Below are 18,811 nucleotides of genomic sequence, written 5' to 3' on the forward strand. Positions count from 1 at the left end.
CCCGCCTCTGCAAGGAGGGGGCCGGCCATCGGGCTCAGTGCACGAAACGGGCGATTACATCGCGGTAGGAGCGGCTGACTTTCACTTGAGCACCCGAATCGAGCACCAGGAAGCATTCGCCATTGGTGTGCGGCTTGACCTGGCGGACCTGGTTCAGGTTGACGATGGTCGAGCGGTGCACGCGCTGGAACACGCGGGGGTCGAGCCGGCGCTCAAGGTCCTTCATCGTCTCGCGAAGGATCAGCGAATTGTCGGCGGTGCGGATACACATATAGTCGCCGGCCGCTTCGATATGCTCGATCGAATCGACGTCGATCCGGAAGATCTGGCCGCGATCCTTGATGTTGATGAGCTTCTCGTAGCGGTCGGAGTTGGGATCGGCATCCTCGGGGAGCTGATCCATCGCATCCGGTGCCACTTCGGCAAGCACGGTTTTAAGCTTTTCCGCCTCTTCGGCCGAACGCTTTTCGGTAAGGCGAGTCCGGACGCGCGCCAGCGTATCGGCCAGCTTGTCGTCCTCCACAGGCTTCATCAGGTAGTTGACCGCGTTAGCCTCGAAGGCACGTACGGCGTGTTCCTGATACGCAGTTACGAAGACGAACAGCGGGGGCTCGATCTCCATCACGCCCTTAACCACGGAAAAGCCGTCGAAGCCGGGCATCTGGATGTCTAGAAAGACGAGGTCGGGCTTTTCCGTCTTGATCTTGCGGATGGCTTCCCGGCCGTTGGAACACGTATCAATGATTTCGACGTCAGGGTATTTCTCCAGACGCAGCTGGAGGCCCTGAATGGCGAGCTTTTCGTCATCGACGAGTATGGTTCGGATGGTCATTCGGTGAAATCTCCGGCGCTGGAACGCGCAGTTCGCCCCTAGGTTTCAGACCTGATGCTTCAGGCCGGGAAGCGGGACATGCCCGGCCAGCGAGTGCATGGATGCAGTGTATCAGTGCGAGGGCGTCGCGGCCAGCAGTGCCGCATCGGCCTGCTCGGCGGACTCGCGACTCTCGAAGGGGATCTCGATGATGACTGCGAAGCCGCCTTCGGGCGGTTCGACGATGTCGAAACGGTGATCCTCCCCATAGGCCTGCCACAGCCGATCGCGGATATTGGACAGACCCACACCGGTAGAGACCGGCTCCCCTCCATCATATGTCATGCCAGACAGCCTGTTGTCCGTCGTGCTGGTTTGCAAGCCTGGTCCGGTGTCTGAGACGACGATGCGAAGCATCGGACCGATAAGCTGCGTCGAGATGGTGATCTCCGCTCCGGTTTCCTGCGGAGTCACGGCATACTTGATGGCGTTTTCCACGAGCGGCTGGAGCAGTAGGGAGGGAAGCATGCCTTGCTCGGTTTCCGGGGCGATATCGAACCGGGTGCGCAGCCGCTCTTCAAAGCGCATCAACTCGATATCGAGATAGAGCTTGAGCGTCTCCACCTCGAGCGCGACGGTCACTCGGGCGGAAGGCTTGTTGACCAGCGTGTAACGCAGGAAGGAGGAAAGCCGACTGAGCATCGCGTTGGCCGGTTCGGTCTGCTTCAGCAGTACGAGGGTGGAGATCGAGTTCAGCGTGTTGAACAGGAAGTGCGGGTTAAGCTGATAGCGAAGCATCGCGAGCTGCGCCTGCGTCGCCTGGTTCTCCAGGCGGATGAGCTGATCGTTCTGCTCCTCAACCTGCAGGTAGAAGTTGATGGCGTAGTATAATGCCGACCACGCGCCGAGCAGGGTCGCGTCGTAATAGAAGTAGCCGATGAACAGCTGCGCGAAACTGGCGTTGCTCTCGGCCCGATAGAGCCAGATCACCCAGGCATCGACGAACGCGTAAAGCCCCACCCCGAACGGCAAGGTCAGAACGGTCACACCCCAGGTAACGAACGGTCTGCGCCCGATAAGCTGGCGGAATATGACTGCTAAAAGCAGCGAGATCGAGAAGCCGGTGGCTGTGCCGATCAGCACGATCACCAGGAAGTTCAGCGGCTGGTCGTTGGCAATGGCCGACATCGCGCGCAGCAACATCGCGCCGGCCCAGCCCGCCAGCTGAAGCCGCCAGAACGCCTGGTTCTTGTTGGCGAAAAACGGGATCGGCTTGATCGGCAGGACGCGCATCATGGACGTTCCTAGCCTAAAAGCCGGGGAACGGGAATCCTTGCCGATCTCTTACCTTTTTCCGCGATCAACTCGCCCGCGCAGCGTTGACGGCTTCGGCGAGCCGATCGACGCCCACCGCGCCGGAGATCAGCTCATCCCCGGCCACCCAGCTCGGGGTTCCGCCGATGCCGAGCGTTTGAGCCAGGCCCAGGTTGCGCTCCAGCTCGGCGGCAACGGGTGCACTGGCCGCGACTTTGCGGGCACGCTCCAGATCGAGGCCCGCGCGGCGCGCCGCGGCCTCGATGGATGCTGCGTCGAGCTGGCCGGCTGCGAACATGGCCTTGTGAAATGCTGCGTACTTGCCCTGCTCGGCGGCGGCGAGCGCCATCTTGGCGGCCTCAGCGCTGTGCGGGCTGATGATCGGCAGCTCTCGCACGACGACTTTCAGATCGGGATTCTCTCGGGTGAGTTTGGCTACGTCCTCCACCGAATGTCGACAGTAACCACAGGCAAAATCGGTGAATTCCACCAAGGTGACGGAGCCGCTGGGGTTGCCGAGCACCGCGCCGGGGAAGGGCTGCTCCACACTCTCGCGCACTTGGGCAAGTTGGTTGCGGCCCTGATTGCGCTGAAGGTTCTCCATCGCCTCCGGCAGGATCTCCGGATGCTCAAGGATATAGGCGCGCACGATCTCTTCGACCGCGGCGCGGTCCCGGGGGGCGCCGAGTTGCCGGTTGGCGAACCAGCCCAGGGCCGCCGCGACTGCCATCAACAGGATCACGAGTGCGATCCGTGCCGCCCCGCTTGTGGATTTAGCTTCGCCTGACGTCATATTCGCTGGGCGCCTATCTGCGTTTGCGTTCGCGTTCAATCTCGGCCCGAGCCTGGAACTCGATGTCCTGGGCGCGCAGCCAGTCGGGAGTGCCTGCGGGAAGCCCCGCTTGCGCTGTCTGGGCGCTAATCAGAGCCTCTTTCATGCGGCCGCTCAGCACTTGCTGCTCGGCGCTGGCAAGCCGCGCACGGGCCATGTCGCCATTGGCGGCGTAAATAACGCCGAGCTGATACCAGGCGAAGGGGTTCTCCCTGTCGCGCGCTACCGCCGCGCGAAGCACTTGCTGGGCTTCGGCGTAGTTCTTGCGATCCTCTGTTGCGATCAGAGCGTGACCGAACAGCGTTGCGATCAGCGGCTGATGGCTGGTGAGCTCGGTAGCCCGGCGCAGCGATTCGAGCGCTTCGGCGGCCCTGCCGGATTCGAGCAGGATCTGTCCCTTGAGTTCTAGGAAATACGGGTCGTTGGGTGCAGTCTGCAACAATGCGTCGACTTCGGCACGCGCGCGATCGAGCTGTGAGTCCTTGTGGTACGCGTAAGCGCGTGCGTAGTGCGCGTTCACGGAGTTGTCGGTGAGCGGATAGACGCGCAAGGTATCCCGCGGCTCGGCGAGGAAGCCGAACAGCTTGGCTTTCACCCGGCTGAAGCGTTCCTCGATCCCGGGATCGCTGGGTTTGTCCCAAGCTGGATCGGCCTCATAAGTGTCCCGCAGCGTGGTGATACGGTCTGCGGTGAGCGGGTGCGAGCTGAAAAAGCCGTCGCCCTCCTTGGGGCGATAACCGTGGCGGAACTCCAGGTTCTGCAGCTTCTTGAAGAACTCGATGGAGCCACGCCCGGTGATTCCGGCTTTCGACAAGTACTGCGCGCCAGCGGCATCCGCGCTCGCTTCCTGAGAGCGGTTGTAGGCGAGGTACTTGCCCATAGCCGCTTGCTGGCCTGCCATGAGCACGCCCATCGCCGCTTCTCCGCCACCGGCGGCGGCTGCCGCAGCGCCCAACAGGAGCGATAGCAGGCTGATGTTGGTCGCCGACTTGCCGCCCATGTTCAGCACGGCATGCCCACCGACGACGTGGCCGAGTTCGTGCGCGATCACGCCTTGCACTTCATTGGCGGTGCTGGCTTCGTTGATCAGGCCGGAGTTGACGTAGACCGCTTGCCCTCCCGCCACGAAGGCGTTGACGCTGGGATCGTTGATGAGAACCACATCGACGTTCTTGCGATCGAGTCCGGAAGCTGCGACCAACGGCCGCGACATGTCGCGAAACAGCGCTTCGGTCTCTGCATCGCGCAGGATCGATTGCGCTGTTGCCGGCACAGAGGTGAGGAGCGCCAGCAAAGCGAGCAGGAAGGCACATGACCGGCGGGAACGCATCCCTGCCGCCTTAGCGCGTGAGCGGGTTAACCGGCGCTGAAGGGCGCATTTTTCCACTCGCGTGTCATGCCTGCCGCGGATGGCGGCGTCGACCGTTAATCTGACGCTTCCGGTGCAGAACAACGGTCAGAGCAGATGTCGTGCGGCGCGCTCTAGCAAGCGAGGGTCGTCGGCGACCTCGCCCAACAGCACGACACCGCCTTCGGGGAGTCGACGGGCGACCAGAAGGGCGAATTCGTTCCCCTCGGCCGCTATGGCGCCCATAGGCTGCGAATCGAGAGTGCGAAGACGTTCGGCCAGCTTTCCGCCGGCCGACTCGCGGGCAGGGCGAGCGGTCTCGGCCCGCCGCAAGCGGCGCTCTTCGGCGACGATCGCCTTTAGGCCGCCGGGCGCGTTCGCAAGGTGCGTGGCGAGAGAGCCCATACCCAAGCCGAGACGTTGAGCATGGCCGAGAGCCGCAGCGAATTCAGCAAGCCGCGTCTTGTCGTAGTCAGCACCGAATACCAGCTTTACCAGCGGCGTCAGCGGAGCCCGGGTCTGCATCGTCAGCCCCGCGTCTTCCACGAGTTCGCGCAGTTCATCCGGGTCGTCGCCCGCAGCCAGCACAAAATCGTAAGCGCGCCCGATCGCCGCGTAAAGCGCGTGGCGCGAGCGGTCCTCGCACCCTGCCGCATTCAGAGCGAGTTCGCGGGCAGAGGCGAGCCAATCAGCCAACGCCATGTCAGCTTCGTCCATCGCGCCATCCGGCAGATCGATATCGGCCGCGATGTCCTGATAAGACGCGCTGGTGAGGCCGAAGTCCGGCACGGGCAAAGTCGTAAGCCGGCTTACTGCTGCCCAGGGTTCGATTTCGGCGGGACCGTCGGCCCAGTCGGTCAAGGGCGCACGGGCATGGCGCAAGGGGCTGAGCGGCTCGATAGCCTGCTCCATCTGCAACTGCAGTTCGCCCGCGACCTGCGCGTCCGCCAGTTCCTTCCAGTTGATCACGCCAAAGATGTGATCGATCGTTTCGTCATCGCTGGAGAAGGGCAGCAGGATACCGCGATAGGCGATCGTGGCTCCGCGCCAGTTGACGAATTCCGCCTCGAAACCGATCGGGGCCTGATTTGCCAGGATCTGCATGTAGTGATCAGTGATGCGCGACAGCAGCGAGCGTCCGGGGACGTCGCTGAGCTTGCGCATCACACGGGAGGTGCCGCATTCTTCGGCAAGCGCGCTGCCGATGTAACCGATGGCGGGGTCTTCAATTCCGCTGCTGAAATCGAGCAGCACGCCGTAGGGGGCGAAATCCGGCAAGTTCTCAGGCTCTAGGCCGAGGAGGGAGGGGAACTGCCTTTCCCCCAGGCGGCTGGCCCAGAAGTTGTAAGCGCGCACTTGCATACGCCGCTCGTCCTGGCCGATCGGGGTTGGCGGCAGTTCGCGTCCGGTCTCGTCGTCGGCCGAGGGACCTTCGCCCGAACGGTGGTCGCCGGTATCCCGAAAATCAGCGCGCAGAATATCCATCGCGGTTTGCCCTAACCCCCTTGGGAGACCGGGTTCTGGCGCAACGTGGTAAATAACTGGTGAAGTCGCGTGCGCTTGGGGTGCTTGGGCCGGATCAGTCCTGGATGATGCCTTCGCCGGGCTTGGGCAATGGCGCGACGATTCGCAGGAGCAGGAAAGACACGATCAGGAAAATCGAGCCGGCATGCAGTGCGAAAGGCAGATCGCGCCAATCGGCTACCGCTCCCCAGGTCCATGATCCCAGCGCCATTCCGCCGAAGGTCACGGCCTGGTAGATCGAGAGGCAACGACCCAGGATCGCATCGGGCGATCGCAACTGCACGGCAGTGTTGATGCTGGTGAGGATCATCACCCAGGCCATCCCCCCGATGAAAGCGGCCGGCAGCGCGAACCAGACCACGCGCACCTCTGCCAGGAGCGAGAGCACGAACACGAACATCAGAGATCCCAGAGCCAGGATTCCTTCCAATTGCAGCTTGCGGCGAATCGGGCCGACGAACGGCGCTACGAGAATCGAGCCGACGCCGAACAGTCCCAGCATCAACCCGAACTGGAACTCGTTGCCTCCAAGTTGGTCGCTCACGATCGTGGGTAGAAGCGCCTGATAAGCGGCCAGACTGAATCCCAGCGAGAGCCCGCGTAAGAGAATGCGGCGCAGCGGCGAGGAGCCCGCGCAGTAGCGGAGGCCGACACCAACGGCGGGCAGGATCGCCCGTCGCTCGATAGCGCGCGGCTCGGGCTTCCACCAGAGCAGCACACCGATCAGACCGATATAGCTGACGGCGTTTATCAGGAAGGCGAACGAGACGCCCCACATCGAGATGAGGAGACCACCCACCGCCGGGCCTATGCTGCGCGCGATGTTGAACGAGATGGAGTTGAGCGCGATCGCTTGCGGCAGTTGCCGCTGATCGACTTGCTGGCGCACCGAGGCTTGCCAGGCTGGCGAATTAAGGGCCGTGCCGATCCCGACAGTGAGGGTGAACGAGAGCAGCAGGATCGGATTGATGAGCCCCGCATACGTCATCGCCGCCAGTGCGCTGGAGACCACGAGCATCCCGACTTGTGCTGCCAGCATGACGCGGCGACGGTCGAAGTTGTCGGCGATCGCACCCGCGAACACGCCGAACAGCATGATCGGCACCGTGGCCGAGGACTGCACGAGGCCGACGAGCTGGTGCGACGTGGTCAGCTCCGTCATCATCCAGGCAGCCGCGATCGACTGGATGGTGGCGCCGATGTTCGAGAACAGATTGGCGATCCAGATCGCGCGGAATACCGGATAGCGAAAGGGCGAGAAGGTACCGGTGTCTGTCGCCGGGTGCCCGCTGGGGTCGAGCACCTCGCTTGTCAGGGAGGGTTCCGCATCTGCCACGCGACCGGAGTAAGCAGAGCAGCGCCGGCTCGCAAGCTTAGAACATATACCGCATTTTTATCGAGAGATGCTCATCCGCCGCGCCAACGGGAAAGGAGGCGCTCGAGAAGCGCGGCGGCCCCATCACGGCGGGCGCGTCTTGCGAGAACCCGAAGCCTTCGCGCGGGATCATCAGGTGTTTGTCGAGCTTGCCGTTGCCGTTCTCGTCGTGGATCAGGGCGACCGCATAACGCCCTTCCCGAACCGAGCCGAAGCGCAGCGGGCTCGTCGTGGCGGGGACGGTCAGGCGCCGCGCGTCCGGATCATTGTCGCAGCCGGGGAAGGCCTCGGGACGGGCGGTCAGGCAAGCGAGGATCTGCCCTCGGGTGGAGCGCAGGCCGGTCACCGATGCGACCACATCCGTGCTTGGAAGCGCTGCGCCGGAGATCGCCGGCAGCACCGCGAGGAGCGTCAGGGCGCCGAGAGACCGCGGTCGGTTTTGCACAAATGATCCCAGAAACGGAAATAGAGGCCGTAATTGCATCGATAGAACTCGTGATGGCGCTGGTGATGGCTGGCGGTTATCAGATGATGTCCCAACCGCGAGTGAACGAGCCAACGCGGAAACATCTCCCATCCCATGTGGTTCGTGATCCCCATCACCGTCATCGTCAGCAGAACCAGTCCGAGCACGGCTACGTGGATGGGCACGAAAAAGACAAGGGCGGGTATCACGACGGCGCCGGTCAGCGCCTCGATGGGGTGGAAGCTCATCGCCGCCCAGGCTGTTGGAGGCTTGCTGGCGTGGTGCACCGCATGGGCAAGCTCGAATATCCGGCGGCGATGCATCCAGCGATGAGTCCAGTAAAACCAGGTGTCGTGCAGGAAGAGGTAGACGAGGTACGAAGCGGGGAGCCACCACAAGGGATAGGCCCCCGCCGTGGTGTAGACCTGCGTCCAACCCCGCGCCTGCCATCCCCAGGCGACCACTCCCGCCGGGATGCCGTAGATCGCCGCTGACAGCAGCGACCAGCGCACCTCGCGACCGATCTGTGGGCGCAGTTCGCGATAGAGCCCCGGCCGCACGCGTCCGGTAAGCCAGGCGAAAAACCCGCTGGTCACGAGGTACCGCACGCCCACAATTGCCGTCATCGCGGCAGCAGAAAGCAGTGCGGGCGCGAGGTTGTCCGGCATGGGCAGCCTTATGCGCTTCGCCGGTGCCGGCAGCTAGTGCCCATCGTGCTTCGTCGCAGACCGCTCACGCCAACGCGATGTCAGGCGCGTCTTCCTGCTTCATGCCGACGACGTGGTACCCGGCATCGACGTGGTGCGTTTCACCCGTGACGCCCGAGGAGAGATCGGAAAGCAAGTAGAGCCCGCTGCCACCCACGTCCTCGATCGTCACGTTGCGACGCAGCGGTGCGTTCAGCTCATTCCACTTGAGGATATAGCGGAAGTCGCCGATGCCGCTGGCGGCCAGTGTCTTGATCGGCCCTGCCGAGATCGCGTTCACGCGAATATTGCGCGGTCCCAGATCATTGGCGAGGTACTTCACCGAGGTCTCCAGCGCCGCCTTGGCCACGCCCATGACGTTGTAGTGCGGAACTACCTTCTCGGCCCCGTAGTACGTCAGCGTCAGGATCGAGCCACCGTCGTTCATCATCGCCGCTGCGCGCTTGGTCACCGCGACCAGGCTGTAGGCCGAGATGTTCATGGTCATCAGGAAGTTGTCGAGGCTGGTGTCCATGTATTTGCCGCGCAGCTCCGTCTTGTCCGAAAAGCCGATGGCGTGGACGATGAAGTCGATGGTGTCCCAGCGCGCCTTCAGGGTGTCGAACGCAGTGTCCAGGGCGTCCATGTTGGACACATCGCACTCGATCAGGAAGTCGCTGCCCAAACTCTCCGCAAGCGGGCGCACGCGCTTCGCCAGCGCCTCGCCCTGGTAGGAGAACGCCAGCTCGGCGCCGTGTTCGGCCAGTTTCTTCGCAATCCCCCAGGCCAACGACTTGTCGTTCGCCAGCCCCATGATGAGGCCGCGTTTGCCCTGCATTAGACCCGTCATCCGCATTTCTTTCCGTTATTCGCCGGTAGCGTTATTCTTCACCTGTCCGCCGGATCGGTTCAGTGCCCGCTCTTCCGGCGATTCCGTCAGCGCCGCATTCAGTTCGGCGCCCACCACCATCCCTAGTCCGACAAGCCAGAAAAAGAAAAGTGCGATCATCACCCCGGCAAGGCTGCCATAGGTAAGATCGTAGCGGAAAAACGTGCGGAGCATGCGCGGAAGCGCGATAGCAACGACCACCCACCACGTTGTTACCAGCAGTGCGCCGGGCCAGCGTGGATAGATCGGCTTCTGATAGGCGGCAGGGGTAAGCGTGTAGAACAGCACGTAAATCGAGCCATAAAGCGTCAGTGCGGTGACCGCATGGGATAGCAGCAGCGCGGCGCGCGGTGCATCGATCAGCGGGAACAGAGCAAAGAGCACTTGCTGAATCGAGGCGATCAGGACCTGGCCGGAAAGGGATAGCAGCAAGGTTAACACCGCGAGCACGATCATGCCGCTCGACGCGAGCCGATATCGCCAGAAGGCATGCGTCGGCTGTGCGCCATACGCGCGTTGGAGAATGTCGCGGATGGTCTCGATCAGGCTGGCGGCCGACCACAGTCCGAACAGTCCGCCCACCCACAGCAACCATCCCTGCCGCGCTTCCACGGCCGCATGCGCCACGGGACCGAGCACCTCGGAGACTCGTGGTGGCAGCGCGGTGAGCAGGTTGTCGATCGAGCTGTCGAGCCGTTCCTGCTCCCCAATGACGGAGAAGACCGCAGCGACGACGATGAAGAAGGGGAACAGCGCCAGCATGGTCATGTAGGCCAGATTGCCTGCATGAATGAAGCCGTCCTGCCAGGCGCCGGTGATGACCCGTTTGGTCACGTTGAAGAAGCGAGAGCCCGGTCCGGTTTTCTCGCGGATATGGGCCTGAAGGCCGGAAACGCGGCGTACCGCATCCACACGCCGGGCCTCTGGTGTGAGGTTTGACGGCGCTTGGGGATCAGCCACCGGCCGCTTCCGTCAGCCAGACGCGATCCACGCGCGGCCCTGAAGGCGCAGTAGCCTTCAAGCTGCGCTCGTTCGCTATCATCTGTGCCGCCTTCTCGGCAGCCGCCCTCCCCACCCTTCGGAGGAGGGCACGATCACGCGCCCAGACGGGCACGCACGTCGCGCGCGTCGCGCCAGCCCTCCAGGCGTGTCGCGAGGTCGGCGTCGTTTTCGGGCAGGACGATTTCCAGAGTGATGAGCTGGTCCCCGCGGCTTCCATCCTTGCGCGTGAATCCCTTGCCCTTGAGGCGCAGGACCTTGCCGGAGCTGCTGCCCGGCGGCACCGAAAGCATCACCGCACCGGTGGCAGTGGGAGCGCGCACCTTCGCGCCATTGACTGCTTCGTCCAGCGTGATCGGGAGATCGAGGCGTACATCGTCACCGTCGCGCTTGAAGCAAGGATGCGGCTGGACATGGATGGTCACGATCGCGTCCCCGGCGCCACCCGGCCCCGGCTCTCCCTTGCCGGAAAGCCGCATCTGCGTGCCGTCTTCAAGGCCAGGAGGCAGCTTGAGGTCGATGGTCTTGCCATCGCCCAGGGTTATGCGCTGCGGGCTGAGAGTGGCCGCATCGGGCAGCGACACCGCCAGCCGATACGAGACATTCGCACCGCGCGGCGCAGCCCGCCGCTGGCGCCCGCCGCCGAACGGATCGCCGCCACGGCCTGCGCCAGGCCCACCCCTGCTGCCGAAGATGTCTCCGAACAAGTCGCCAAGGTCGACGCCCTCGCTGGAGAAGCCTTCGAACCCACCTTGACCGCCGCCGCCGCCGAAGCCGCGCTGCCCGCCGAAGCCGCCGCCATACCCGCTCATTGTCGGGTTGCCGTCTCCGTCGATCTCGCCGCGGTCGAAGCGGGCCCGCTTGTCCTTATCGGATAGCAGGTCATAAGCGCCGGTCACGACGCTGAAACGCTCCGCCGCTTTCGGGTTGTCCTTGTTGGCGTCGGGATGAAGTTCCTTCGCGAGCTTGCGATAGGCGGATTTGATCTCCTTCTCGCTTGCACTGCGCGGAACGCCGAGAGTGGAATAAGGGTCTGCTGCCATATCGGCGACATAGCTAGGGTGGCGCGAGCCGTCCGACAAGCGTGGCGTTCACGTGCACTTTCCTACATGCAGTCGTATCGGTACCGTCGTGCGGGTGAACGGTCGGGCTTCTCTTGCAAAGCTGCCCGGCTCGATTGCCGCGACGGCATGAGATCCCGGCGCCTTTTCGCTGTCTGGACACCGGCAACTGCGGCAACCCGGCAAGCCATAAGAGGACTTTTATGAACACGGAGATTTCCGACGACATCATCCCCGAGGGCGATCCCTTCGGCTTGTTCGAGCAGTGGTACGCCGAGGCGCGTGAGTTCGAACTCAATGATTCGAACGCCATGGCGCTTGCCACCGCCACGTCGGACGGGCTGCCCTCGGTACGGATGGTGCTGCTCAAGGATCACGGACCGGATGGCTTCGTATTCTACACCAATGCGCGCAGTCGCAAGGGTGGCGAGTTGCTGGCCAATCCTCATGCGGCGCTGCTGTTTCATTGGAAAAGCCTGCGCCGCCAGATTCGCATCGAAGGCTCCGTCAGCGAAGTCGATGCCGCGACGGCCGACGCCTACTTCCATTCCCGCGCCCGTGATTCGCAGTTCGGTGCAGTAGCCTCGGACCAGTCCGCGGCAATGGACACGCGTGAGACATTCGTCGCGCGCTTCGAGGCAGCCCGTGAGCGCTTCGGCGATGGCGAGATCGAACGGCCCGCGCACTGGACAGGTTTTCGCCTGACGCCCCGCGCTATCGAATTCTGGATGGACCGTCAGCACCGCCTGCACGAACGCCGACGCTTCGAACGCGGGCCGGACGGCACGTGGTCAAGCACGCTTCTATACCCCTGAGCCAGGGCAGGTCGGCAGATTTCCTGCTCACGCCGGTGCATGCGCAGTAGGGTTGCAAGGGGATGCGAATCCCCATGGATCACTTCAGGAGGCGAAGCTGCTAACAGTCCATCATCTGGGCGTTTCCCAGTCCGAACGTATCGTCTGGCTCTGCGAAGAGTTGGAGCTCGAATACGGGCTCAAGCGTTACGACCGACGCGCCGACAACCGTCTGGCGCCCGACGCGTACAAGGCGCTGCACCCCATGGGGATTGCACCCGTCATCACTGACGGGGATGTCGTGCTCGGCGAAAGTGCCGCCATCTGCGAATACATCAATGTGCGCTATGGCGATGGGCGGCTCGCGCCTGCTCCGGATGAACCGGGCTTTGCGGATCACCTGTTCTGGTTTCACTGGTCCAACGCGACGTTCATGACCACCAAGATGATGGCGCTGGCGCTGGGTTTTGTCGGCCGGAACCCCTCCGACGTGCCGTTCGTGCAGGAGCGCGTTCAGCGTAGCCGCGAATTGATCGAAGCCCGCTTGGGCGATCATCCCTATTTTGGCGGGCAGTCTCTCACTCTTGCCGACATCATGATGGTCTACTCGCTGACGACGACGCGAGCGTTCAGCAAAGAACCGCTCGCGGGAATGCCGAACACCCACGCTTACCTGAAGCGGATCGGCGAGCGCGAAGCTTACCGGCGCGCGATGGCCAAAGCGGAACCTGGCATGACGCCCATGCTCGATTGAGGTTGAGCGCGGCTATCCCGCGCTTACCTGTCCAGCAATCAAGGGGGTGGGCGATCCCACCCCCGTGTATCTCACAGTCCGTCGAGGCCCTTGCTGACGAGGACATTCACCGTGACGCGACGGTTCTGTGCCTTGCCTTCGGCCGTATCGTTGCTTGCAGCAGGGTCGGCTTCGGCCATCCCGGTGGGCGTGAGCATGCGGTAAGGCTTCCAGCGACAGGCCTGCTGAAGATAGTTCACGACGCGTCCTGCGCGCTTCTCGCTGAGCTCCTGGTTGAACTCCTCGCTTCCGGTGGAATCGGTATAACCGACGACAAGAAGCAGGGCGTTGTCCATCGCCTCGGCTGCGGTTGCGGCGGCGCAAAGCTCCGCCTTTGCCTGCTCGGACAGAACGGCCTTGCCAGTATCGAAGTTCACGTCCGTCGTGCTTTTGATGTTGTACTGGTCGATGTCCGCCATGCGTCCGCGCAGCGCTTCGGTGGCAGCAGTCTGCTCGGCAAAGCGCTGGTCAGTGCCGTTGTGGATCATCGTAGCGGTCTTGAGATCCTTGTTCTTCAGGTCAATGTCGCTGGCGATCAGTTCGCCGCCCGCCTGCAAGGTCTTCACCTCAACCGGCAGGCCGTTCAGCAGCGATGTGGCAGCCAGCGTATCGCGATTCAGGCCCAGGAACCCTCCGCTCGCCTTGATCCGGGTGGCATCGTTGATGGTGATCACGGTCTTTGTACCGTCGGCCGTCGTGACTTGCATTCTGTCACCACTCCGCGCGGAGATGATGCCTTCGATCTCGGGTCCTTTCGTGGTGGCAACGGGCGGTGATGTGTCGGTCACCGATCCTGTAACACCAGTTTCCATCGGGTCTGGCTGCTGTGCAGCCAAGCTGCCGGAGGCCGACCCCGCCAGCATGGCAAGCATCAGGAGAACTCTCGGGCTTTTGGAAATGACACTCATTGCGCTACTCCTTCGAACTCGACAGGTCGGGGCATTTGGTCACGGCTTCTTGTCCAGCGGTTGCCCACTGCTCGCGTGCCCAGCTATCAGGACCCCTCCCAGCCAGTTTAATTGAGATGTGCGGCATGTAGCTGCACCTGAACATTTGGGACTGCTGGCGTGTTCAGGATGACATTGCGGGCACATGAACATGCAGCGCGGCTGTTCAACTTGTGCCGGTAATCGGAGCGCCCCGTGCGGTAAACGGATGTTCATCAACGGGATGCTGTGCAGCACCCCGTGTGGTCAGCGGCCTATCGGTTGCTTTGCTTCGGCGGAAGAAATTAGCGACCTTGAGCTGCGTTTACTCCTGTTGAAGGCGATACGCGTTTTGCCCAGTCCTTGTTGATGGCCAGGGTAGCCAAGGTGCAGATCACGCCGGAGAGCAGGTACAGGCCGACGGACCACAGCCCAAGCCGGCTGGCAAGCAACAAGGCCACCAGCGGCGCAAAGCCGGCGCCGATGAACCAGGCCGAGTTGGCGACGATCGCCGCGCCAGTATAGCGGTTCATGGGCGAGAAGTTGTTGTTCACCACGCCTGAGGACTGCCCGAAGGCGAGACCGAGCAGCACAAATCCGCCGATCATGTACATGGCCTCACCGAACGGGCCGGCGTCGAGGAGTTGGGGAGCAAAGCCGCTGTAAGCCCCGATCAGCGCCGCCGACACGCCCAGAACGGCACGGCGTCCCACGCGGTCAGCAACGAAGCCGGATGCGAGCAGGGCCATGATGAAGACTACGGCGCCGGCAGCTTCGAGCACGAGGAAGTAGACCGGATCGCCTTCGGTATAGAGCCCTACCCAGGACAGCGGGAACACGGTGACGAGGTGGAACAGTGCGAAGCTGGCAAGCGGCGCGAACGCACCCAGCACGATCGTGCGCCATTCGCTCACGAGGGTGCGGAACGGCGGGGAGGGCTGCAGTTCCCGGCTTTCGAACAACCGCTCGAACTCGGGCGTCGCCACCAGACGGAGCCGTGCGAACAGGGCGACGACGTTGATCGCGAGCGCCACGAAGAAAGGATAACGCCAGCCCCAGCTGAGGAAATCGTCGCTGTTGAGCAGTCCCAGGAAGTAGGCAAACAGACCGCTGGCCAGCAGCAAGCCGAGCGGGGCGCCGAGCTGCGGGATCATCACGTACCATCCCCGGCGATCCTCCGGCGCGTTCAACGATAGCAACGAAGGCAACCCGTCCCATGCTCCGCCCAGCGCGATGCCCTGGCAAAGCCGGAAGAAGCCGAGAATCCACGCACTGGCCATGCCCACCTGAGCGTACCCCGGCAGCAGCGCGATCGCCATGGTCGATCCGCCGAGCAGGAACATGGCTATGGTCAGCTTGACGCCGCGGCCATGCCGCTGGTCAATGGCCATGAAAAGAAGAGTGCCGATTGGGCGGCCCACGAAGGCGACCGAGAACAGCGCGAAGGAGTAAAGCGTACCGGTCAGCGCGTCGACGTAAGGGAAGACCAAGGCCGGAAATACCAGCACCGACGCGATGGCATAGACGAAAAAGTCGAAGAACTCGCCCATACGGCCGATGATCACGCCGATCGCGATATCTCCTGGCGCGATGCTGCCGTGGCGTGCGTTTACCAACCGGGCATCGCGTTCAAGAGGCGTCGAGCTCGACGCGGTAGCAGGGGCAGTCATGCGCAATACTCTCTAGCAACGCGGGTTACACAACGTCCCAAGCACGTGCGAGCACGAAGGACAGCTGCTCCTTTAACCGCAACTGCTGCTGCTTCGGGATTGGACAAAATGTCCAATGTCGAAGAACGTCGGTGCTCGCCTATGAGCGCCGCCATGGTGCAGCAATCCTTCTCCTCGGTCCGCCGCCTGCGAACGTTGGCGACGCTTCCTCTGCTTGGTCTCCTTGCCGCCTGTAATCAGGCGGTGCTGGACCCCGCTGGCGACGTCGCGCGTCAACAGCGCGATATCATCTACATCTCGACCGGCCTGATGCTCGTGATCATCGTGCCGGTGATGATCCTGATCGTGGTGTTCGCCTGGCGGTACCGAAAGGGGAAGGGCGGCACGTACGATCCTGAGTTTGACCACTCGACAACGCTGGAGCTGGTGATCTGGTCGGCGCCGCTGCTGATCATCATCATGCTGGGAGCACTGACATGGTCGAGCACGCACTTGCTCGATCCGTTCCGTCCACTGGACCGGGTCGGGGTGGGGCAGGAGGCTACCGCTCCTGCTGAGGCGCCTCTGCGGGTGCAGGTCGTGGCGCTCGACTGGAAATGGCTGTTCATCTATCCGGAACAGGGCATCGCCACGGTCAACGAGCTGGTGCTGCCGGTCAACCGCGAGGTTCGGTTTGACATCACGTCCAGCAACATGATGAACACCTTTTATGCACCCACGATGGCGGGCATGATCTATGCCATGCCCGGAATGCAGAGCACTCTGCACGCCGTGCTCGATCGTCCGGTGGTGTCCGAAGGTTTCTCCGCCAATTACAGCGGCGCTGGTTTTAGCGACATGCGGTTCCGCCTGCATGGCGTCGCGGATGCCCGATTCCAGCAATGGGTGCGCCAGGTCAAACAGAGCGGACGGGTGCTCGATACTTCCTCGTACCAGCGCCTCGCCCAGCCGAGCGAACGCGTCCCCGCGATGCACTTTGCCGGTGTGAACGGCGATCTGTTCCAGCGCGTGGTCGAGCGGTGCGTCGAGCCCGGCAAGCCTTGCATGAGCGAACTGATGCGTCACGGCCAGAGTGGTGGTCACACGATGACGCCGCGCGGCGAGACGCTGCCTCAGAGCGATGATCGAGAGGGCCACCTGATCGATCCGTCGCGCAAGACCGGCGCGCGTCCGGTGCCTGGAACGACAGTTTCGCAGCCCGGGGTCATTTCGCCGGAGGCGGAGCACGACAGAGACCTCGGCGATACGCCTGAAGCCGGCTCGCGCGCGCCCGCCAAGCCCAAAATCTAGCCCACTCGGAGCAGATGAACGTGTTCGATCAGTCCCTTGCCGCAACGATCTTCGGCCGCTTGAGTTGGGAATCCTTCCCGCTCCACGAGCCGATCATTCTAGGCACTTTCATCGTCGTGGTCCTGCTGGGCGCCGCTATCGTGGCCGCCGTCTTCAAGTTCGGATTATGGGGCTGGCTGTGGCGTGAGTGGTTCACGAGTGTCGATCACAAGAAGATCGGCATCATGTACATAATTCTAGGCATCATCATGCTGTTGCGCGGTTTTGCCGACGCTTTGATGATGCGTGCTCAGCAGGCCATCGCTTTTGCTGGCAATGACGGCTTCCTGCCGGCTCACCACTACGATCAGGTCTTCAGCGCCCATGGCACGATCATGATCTTCTTCGTGGCGATCCCCCTGGTGGTCGGCCTCATCAACTACGTCATGCCGCTGCAGATCGGCGCGCGTGACGTGGCCTTCCCGTTCCTTAACAACTTCAGCTTCTGGATGACCGTGGCCGGCGCGGTACTGGTGATGATCTCGCTGTTCGTGGGTGAGTTCTCGACCGGCGGCTGGCTCAATTATGTGCCGGTCACCAACTTGGAAAACAGCCCCGGAACCGGGCCTGACTATTATCTTTGGGCCCTCCAGATAGCCGGCGTTGGCACCACGCTTTCCGCCATCAACATGGTTGTCACCATCATCAAGATGCGTGCCCCCGGCATGACGATGATGAAAATGCCGGTGTTCTGCTGGACGGCGCTGTGCAGCAACGTTCTGGCCATCGCGATCTTCCCGGTACTCACGGGCGCTTTCGCACTGTTGATGATGGATCGTTACGTGGGGACCAACTTCTTCACCAACGACCTCGGCGGCAACCCGATGCTGTACTGGAACCTGGTATGGATCTGGGGCCACCCAGAGGTGTACGTTCTGGTCCTCCCAGCCTTCGGCATCTATTCCGAGATCACCTCCACCTTCAGCGGCAAGCGGCTCTTCGGCTACACGTCGATGGTCTATGCCACCGTCGTTATCACGATCCTGAGCTATCTGGTCTGGCTGCACCACTTCTTCACGATGGGTTCGGGTGCGAGCGTCAACAGCTTCTTCGGCATCGCGACGATGGTGATCTCTATCCCGACCGGGGCGAAGATCTTCAACTGGCTGTTCACGATGTACCGGGGTTCGATTCGCTTCGACTTGCCGATGATGTGGGTGGTCGCGTTCATGCTCACGTTCGTGGTCGGCGGCATGACGGGTGTTCTGCTGGCCGTTCCTCCCGCCGACTTCGTGCTCCACAACTCACTGTTTCTTGTCGCTCACTTCCATAACGTGATCATTGGCGGCGTGGTGTTCGGCCTCTTCGCAGGCATCATCTACTGGTTCCCCAAAGCGTTCGGTTTCCACCTCGATCCTTGGTGGGGTAAGGTGGGCTTCTGGGGCTGGGTGATCGGCTACTGGGTCGCGTGGACGCCGATCTACGTCGTCGGCCTGATGGGCACGACCCGGCGTGTGCGTCACTTCGATGATCCGTCTATGCAGATCTGGTTTGTGCTTGCCGGCATCGGCGCGCTGATCATCCTGGTGGGTATCCTCGGGTTCGTGATGAGCATCGTGATGGGCTACGTGAAGCGCGACCAGCTTCGCGACACCACTGGCGATCCCTGGGACGGGCGTACGCTGGAATGGGCCACTTCTTCGCCGCCGCCCGCGTACAACTTCGCGTTCACTCCGGTCGTGCACGATCTGGACGCCTGGTACGACATGAAGAGCCGCGGGCATCGCCGTCCGGAAGGTGGCTACCTGCCGATCCATATGCCCCGGAACACAGGCGCGGGCCTGATCCTTTCGGCGCTGGCCACGGTGCTGGGTTTCGCGATGGTATGGTACATGTGGTGGCTGGCAGTACTCAGCTTCCTTGGGCTGGTGGTCGTCACCATCGCGCATACCTTCAACTACAACCGCGACTACTACATCGACGCGGCGGACGTGGAGCGCGAGGAACGCAGCCATGACGCTGCGTTGGCGGCGGGAGCCTGAGCGATGACGACG

17 protein-coding genes are annotated in these 18,811 nt (G+C 62.7%); 4 read left to right on the top strand and 13 right to left on the bottom strand.

Annotated features, from left to right (window positions below; genetic code table 11):
* Positions 1 to 34: 34 nt before the first annotated feature.
* From ABVV53_RS01375 to ABVV53_RS01425, 11 genes are all read right to left on the bottom strand, one after another.
* Entirely contained in the window at positions 35 to 832 is a 798-nt protein-coding gene (locus ABVV53_RS01375; protein ID WP_353982524.1) for a LytR/AlgR family response regulator transcription factor, read from the bottom strand.
* 111 nt (positions 833 to 943) lie between these two features.
* Positions 944 to 2,104, bottom strand: coding sequence for a sensor histidine kinase (locus ABVV53_RS01380; protein ID WP_353982590.1), 1,161 nt, complete (start codon positions 2,102 to 2,104; stop codon positions 944 to 946).
* Between the two features lie 67 nt (positions 2,105 to 2,171).
* Positions 2,172 to 2,867: a DsbA family protein gene (locus tag ABVV53_RS01385; RefSeq protein ID WP_353982525.1), complete on the bottom strand. Its 696-nt coding sequence runs from the start codon at positions 2,865 to 2,867 to the stop codon at positions 2,172 to 2,174.
* Between the two features lie 64 nt (positions 2,868 to 2,931).
* The gene (locus tag ABVV53_RS01390) at positions 2,932 to 4,287 is read right to left on the bottom strand and encodes a M48 family metalloprotease (protein WP_353982526.1); all 1,356 of its coding nucleotides are present in this window, start codon (positions 4,285 to 4,287) and stop codon (positions 2,932 to 2,934) included.
* A gap of 126 nt (positions 4,288 to 4,413) precedes the next feature.
* Positions 4,414 to 5,790 (bottom strand): PAS domain-containing protein, encoded by a 1,377-nt coding sequence (locus ABVV53_RS01395; protein ID WP_353982527.1) that lies wholly within the window; start codon positions 5,788 to 5,790, stop codon positions 4,414 to 4,416.
* 94 nt (positions 5,791 to 5,884) lie between these two features.
* Complete coding sequence (locus ABVV53_RS01400; protein WP_353982591.1) at positions 5,885 to 7,144, bottom strand: MFS transporter; 1,260 nt, start codon at positions 7,142 to 7,144, stop codon at positions 5,885 to 5,887.
* A gap of 58 nt (positions 7,145 to 7,202) precedes the next feature.
* A complete protein-coding gene (locus tag ABVV53_RS01405) occupies positions 7,203 to 7,649 on the bottom strand; it encodes a DUF2141 domain-containing protein (protein ID WP_353982528.1) in 447 nt (148 codons plus the stop codon).
* Positions 7,616 to 8,338 carry a sterol desaturase family protein gene (locus ABVV53_RS01410; RefSeq protein ID WP_353982529.1) on the bottom strand — a complete coding sequence of 241 codons (723 nt, stop codon included), beginning with the start codon at positions 8,336 to 8,338 and terminating at the stop codon, positions 7,616 to 7,618. The genes ABVV53_RS01405 and ABVV53_RS01410 overlap by 34 nt, the downstream gene beginning before the upstream one ends.
* A 64-nt stretch (positions 8,339 to 8,402) precedes the next feature.
* Positions 8,403 to 9,206 carry an enoyl-ACP reductase FabI gene (gene fabI, locus ABVV53_RS01415; protein WP_353982530.1) on the bottom strand — a complete coding sequence of 268 codons (804 nt, stop codon included), beginning with the start codon at positions 9,204 to 9,206 and terminating at the stop codon, positions 8,403 to 8,405.
* Between the two features lie 15 nt (positions 9,207 to 9,221).
* Positions 9,222 to 10,205, bottom strand: a complete 984-nt coding sequence (locus tag ABVV53_RS01420) for a YihY/virulence factor BrkB family protein (protein ID WP_353982531.1) — start codon at positions 10,203 to 10,205, stop codon at positions 9,222 to 9,224.
* 134 nt (positions 10,206 to 10,339) lie between these two features.
* Positions 10,340 to 11,287 (bottom strand): J domain-containing protein, encoded by a 948-nt coding sequence (locus ABVV53_RS01425; RefSeq protein ID WP_353982532.1) that lies wholly within the window; start codon positions 11,285 to 11,287, stop codon positions 10,340 to 10,342.
* 221 nt (positions 11,288 to 11,508) lie between these two features.
* On the opposite strand from ABVV53_RS01425, the gene pdxH reads away from it, so the two are divergent.
* Positions 11,509 to 12,120 carry a pyridoxamine 5'-phosphate oxidase gene (gene pdxH / locus ABVV53_RS01430; RefSeq protein ID WP_353982533.1) on the top strand — a complete coding sequence of 204 codons (612 nt, stop codon included), beginning with the start codon at positions 11,509 to 11,511 and terminating at the stop codon, positions 12,118 to 12,120.
* Positions 12,121 to 12,172: 52 nt separating this feature from the next.
* On the top strand, positions 12,173 to 12,853 hold the full coding sequence (locus ABVV53_RS01435; protein WP_353982534.1) for a glutathione S-transferase family protein: 681 nt from the start codon (positions 12,173 to 12,175) through the stop codon (positions 12,851 to 12,853).
* 71 nt (positions 12,854 to 12,924) lie between these two features.
* On the opposite strand, the gene ABVV53_RS01440 is transcribed toward ABVV53_RS01435, so the two are convergent.
* Together ABVV53_RS01440 and ABVV53_RS01445 are read right to left on the bottom strand one after the other, a co-directional pair.
* Positions 12,925 to 13,800, bottom strand: a complete 876-nt coding sequence (locus ABVV53_RS01440) for an OmpA family protein (protein WP_353982535.1) — start codon at positions 13,798 to 13,800, stop codon at positions 12,925 to 12,927.
* A 323-nt stretch (positions 13,801 to 14,123) separates the two neighbouring features.
* Positions 14,124 to 15,488, bottom strand: coding sequence for an MFS transporter (locus ABVV53_RS01445; protein WP_353982536.1), 1,365 nt, complete (start codon positions 15,486 to 15,488; stop codon positions 14,124 to 14,126).
* A gap of 153 nt (positions 15,489 to 15,641) precedes the next feature.
* On the opposite strand from ABVV53_RS01445, the gene cyoA reads away from it, so the two are divergent.
* Positions 15,642 to 16,778 (top strand): ubiquinol oxidase subunit II, encoded by a 1,137-nt coding sequence (cyoA, locus tag ABVV53_RS01450; protein WP_353982537.1) that lies wholly within the window; start codon positions 15,642 to 15,644, stop codon positions 16,776 to 16,778.
* A 20-nt stretch (positions 16,779 to 16,798) separates the two neighbouring features.
* Positions 16,799 to 18,799 (top strand): cytochrome o ubiquinol oxidase subunit I, encoded by a 2,001-nt coding sequence (cyoB, locus tag ABVV53_RS01455; RefSeq protein ID WP_353982538.1) that lies wholly within the window; start codon positions 16,799 to 16,801, stop codon positions 18,797 to 18,799.
* Positions 18,800 to 18,811: the final 12 nt, after the last annotated feature.

The organism is Novosphingobium kalidii, assembly GCF_040534015.1.
Lineage (GTDB): Bacteria > Pseudomonadota > Alphaproteobacteria > Sphingomonadales > Sphingomonadaceae > Novosphingobium > Novosphingobium kalidii.

Excerpts from the sequence above, each read along its gene's own strand:
- ABVV53_RS01375 (WP_353982524.1), bottom strand. The coding sequence starts at position 832 with ATGACCATCCGAACCATACTCGTCGATGACGAAAAGCTCGCCATTCAG.
- ABVV53_RS01380 (WP_353982590.1), bottom strand. The coding sequence starts at position 2,104 with ATGCGCGTCCTGCCGATCAAGCCGATCCCGTTTTTCGCCAACAAGAAC.
- ABVV53_RS01390 (WP_353982526.1), bottom strand. The coding sequence starts at position 4,287 with ATGCGTTCCCGCCGGTCATGTGCCTTCCTGCTCGCTTTGCTGGCGCTC.
- ABVV53_RS01395 (WP_353982527.1), bottom strand. The coding sequence starts at position 5,790 with ATGGATATTCTGCGCGCTGATTTTCGGGATACCGGCGACCACCGTTCG.
- ABVV53_RS01410 (WP_353982529.1), bottom strand. The coding sequence starts at position 8,338 with ATGCCGGACAACCTCGCGCCCGCACTGCTTTCTGCTGCCGCGATGACG.
- fabI (WP_353982530.1), bottom strand. The coding sequence starts at position 9,206 with ATGACGGGTCTAATGCAGGGCAAACGCGGCCTCATCATGGGGCTGGCG.
- ABVV53_RS01425 (WP_353982532.1), bottom strand. The coding sequence starts at position 11,287 with ATGGCAGCAGACCCTTATTCCACTCTCGGCGTTCCGCGCAGTGCAAGC.
- pdxH (WP_353982533.1), top strand. The coding sequence starts at position 11,509 with ATGAACACGGAGATTTCCGACGACATCATCCCCGAGGGCGATCCCTTC.
- ABVV53_RS01440 (WP_353982535.1), bottom strand. The coding sequence starts at position 13,800 with ATGAGTGTCATTTCCAAAAGCCCGAGAGTTCTCCTGATGCTTGCCATG.
- ABVV53_RS01445 (WP_353982536.1), bottom strand. The coding sequence starts at position 15,488 with ATGACTGCCCCTGCTACCGCGTCGAGCTCGACGCCTCTTGAACGCGAT.
- cyoA (WP_353982537.1), top strand. The coding sequence starts at position 15,642 with ATGGTGCAGCAATCCTTCTCCTCGGTCCGCCGCCTGCGAACGTTGGCG.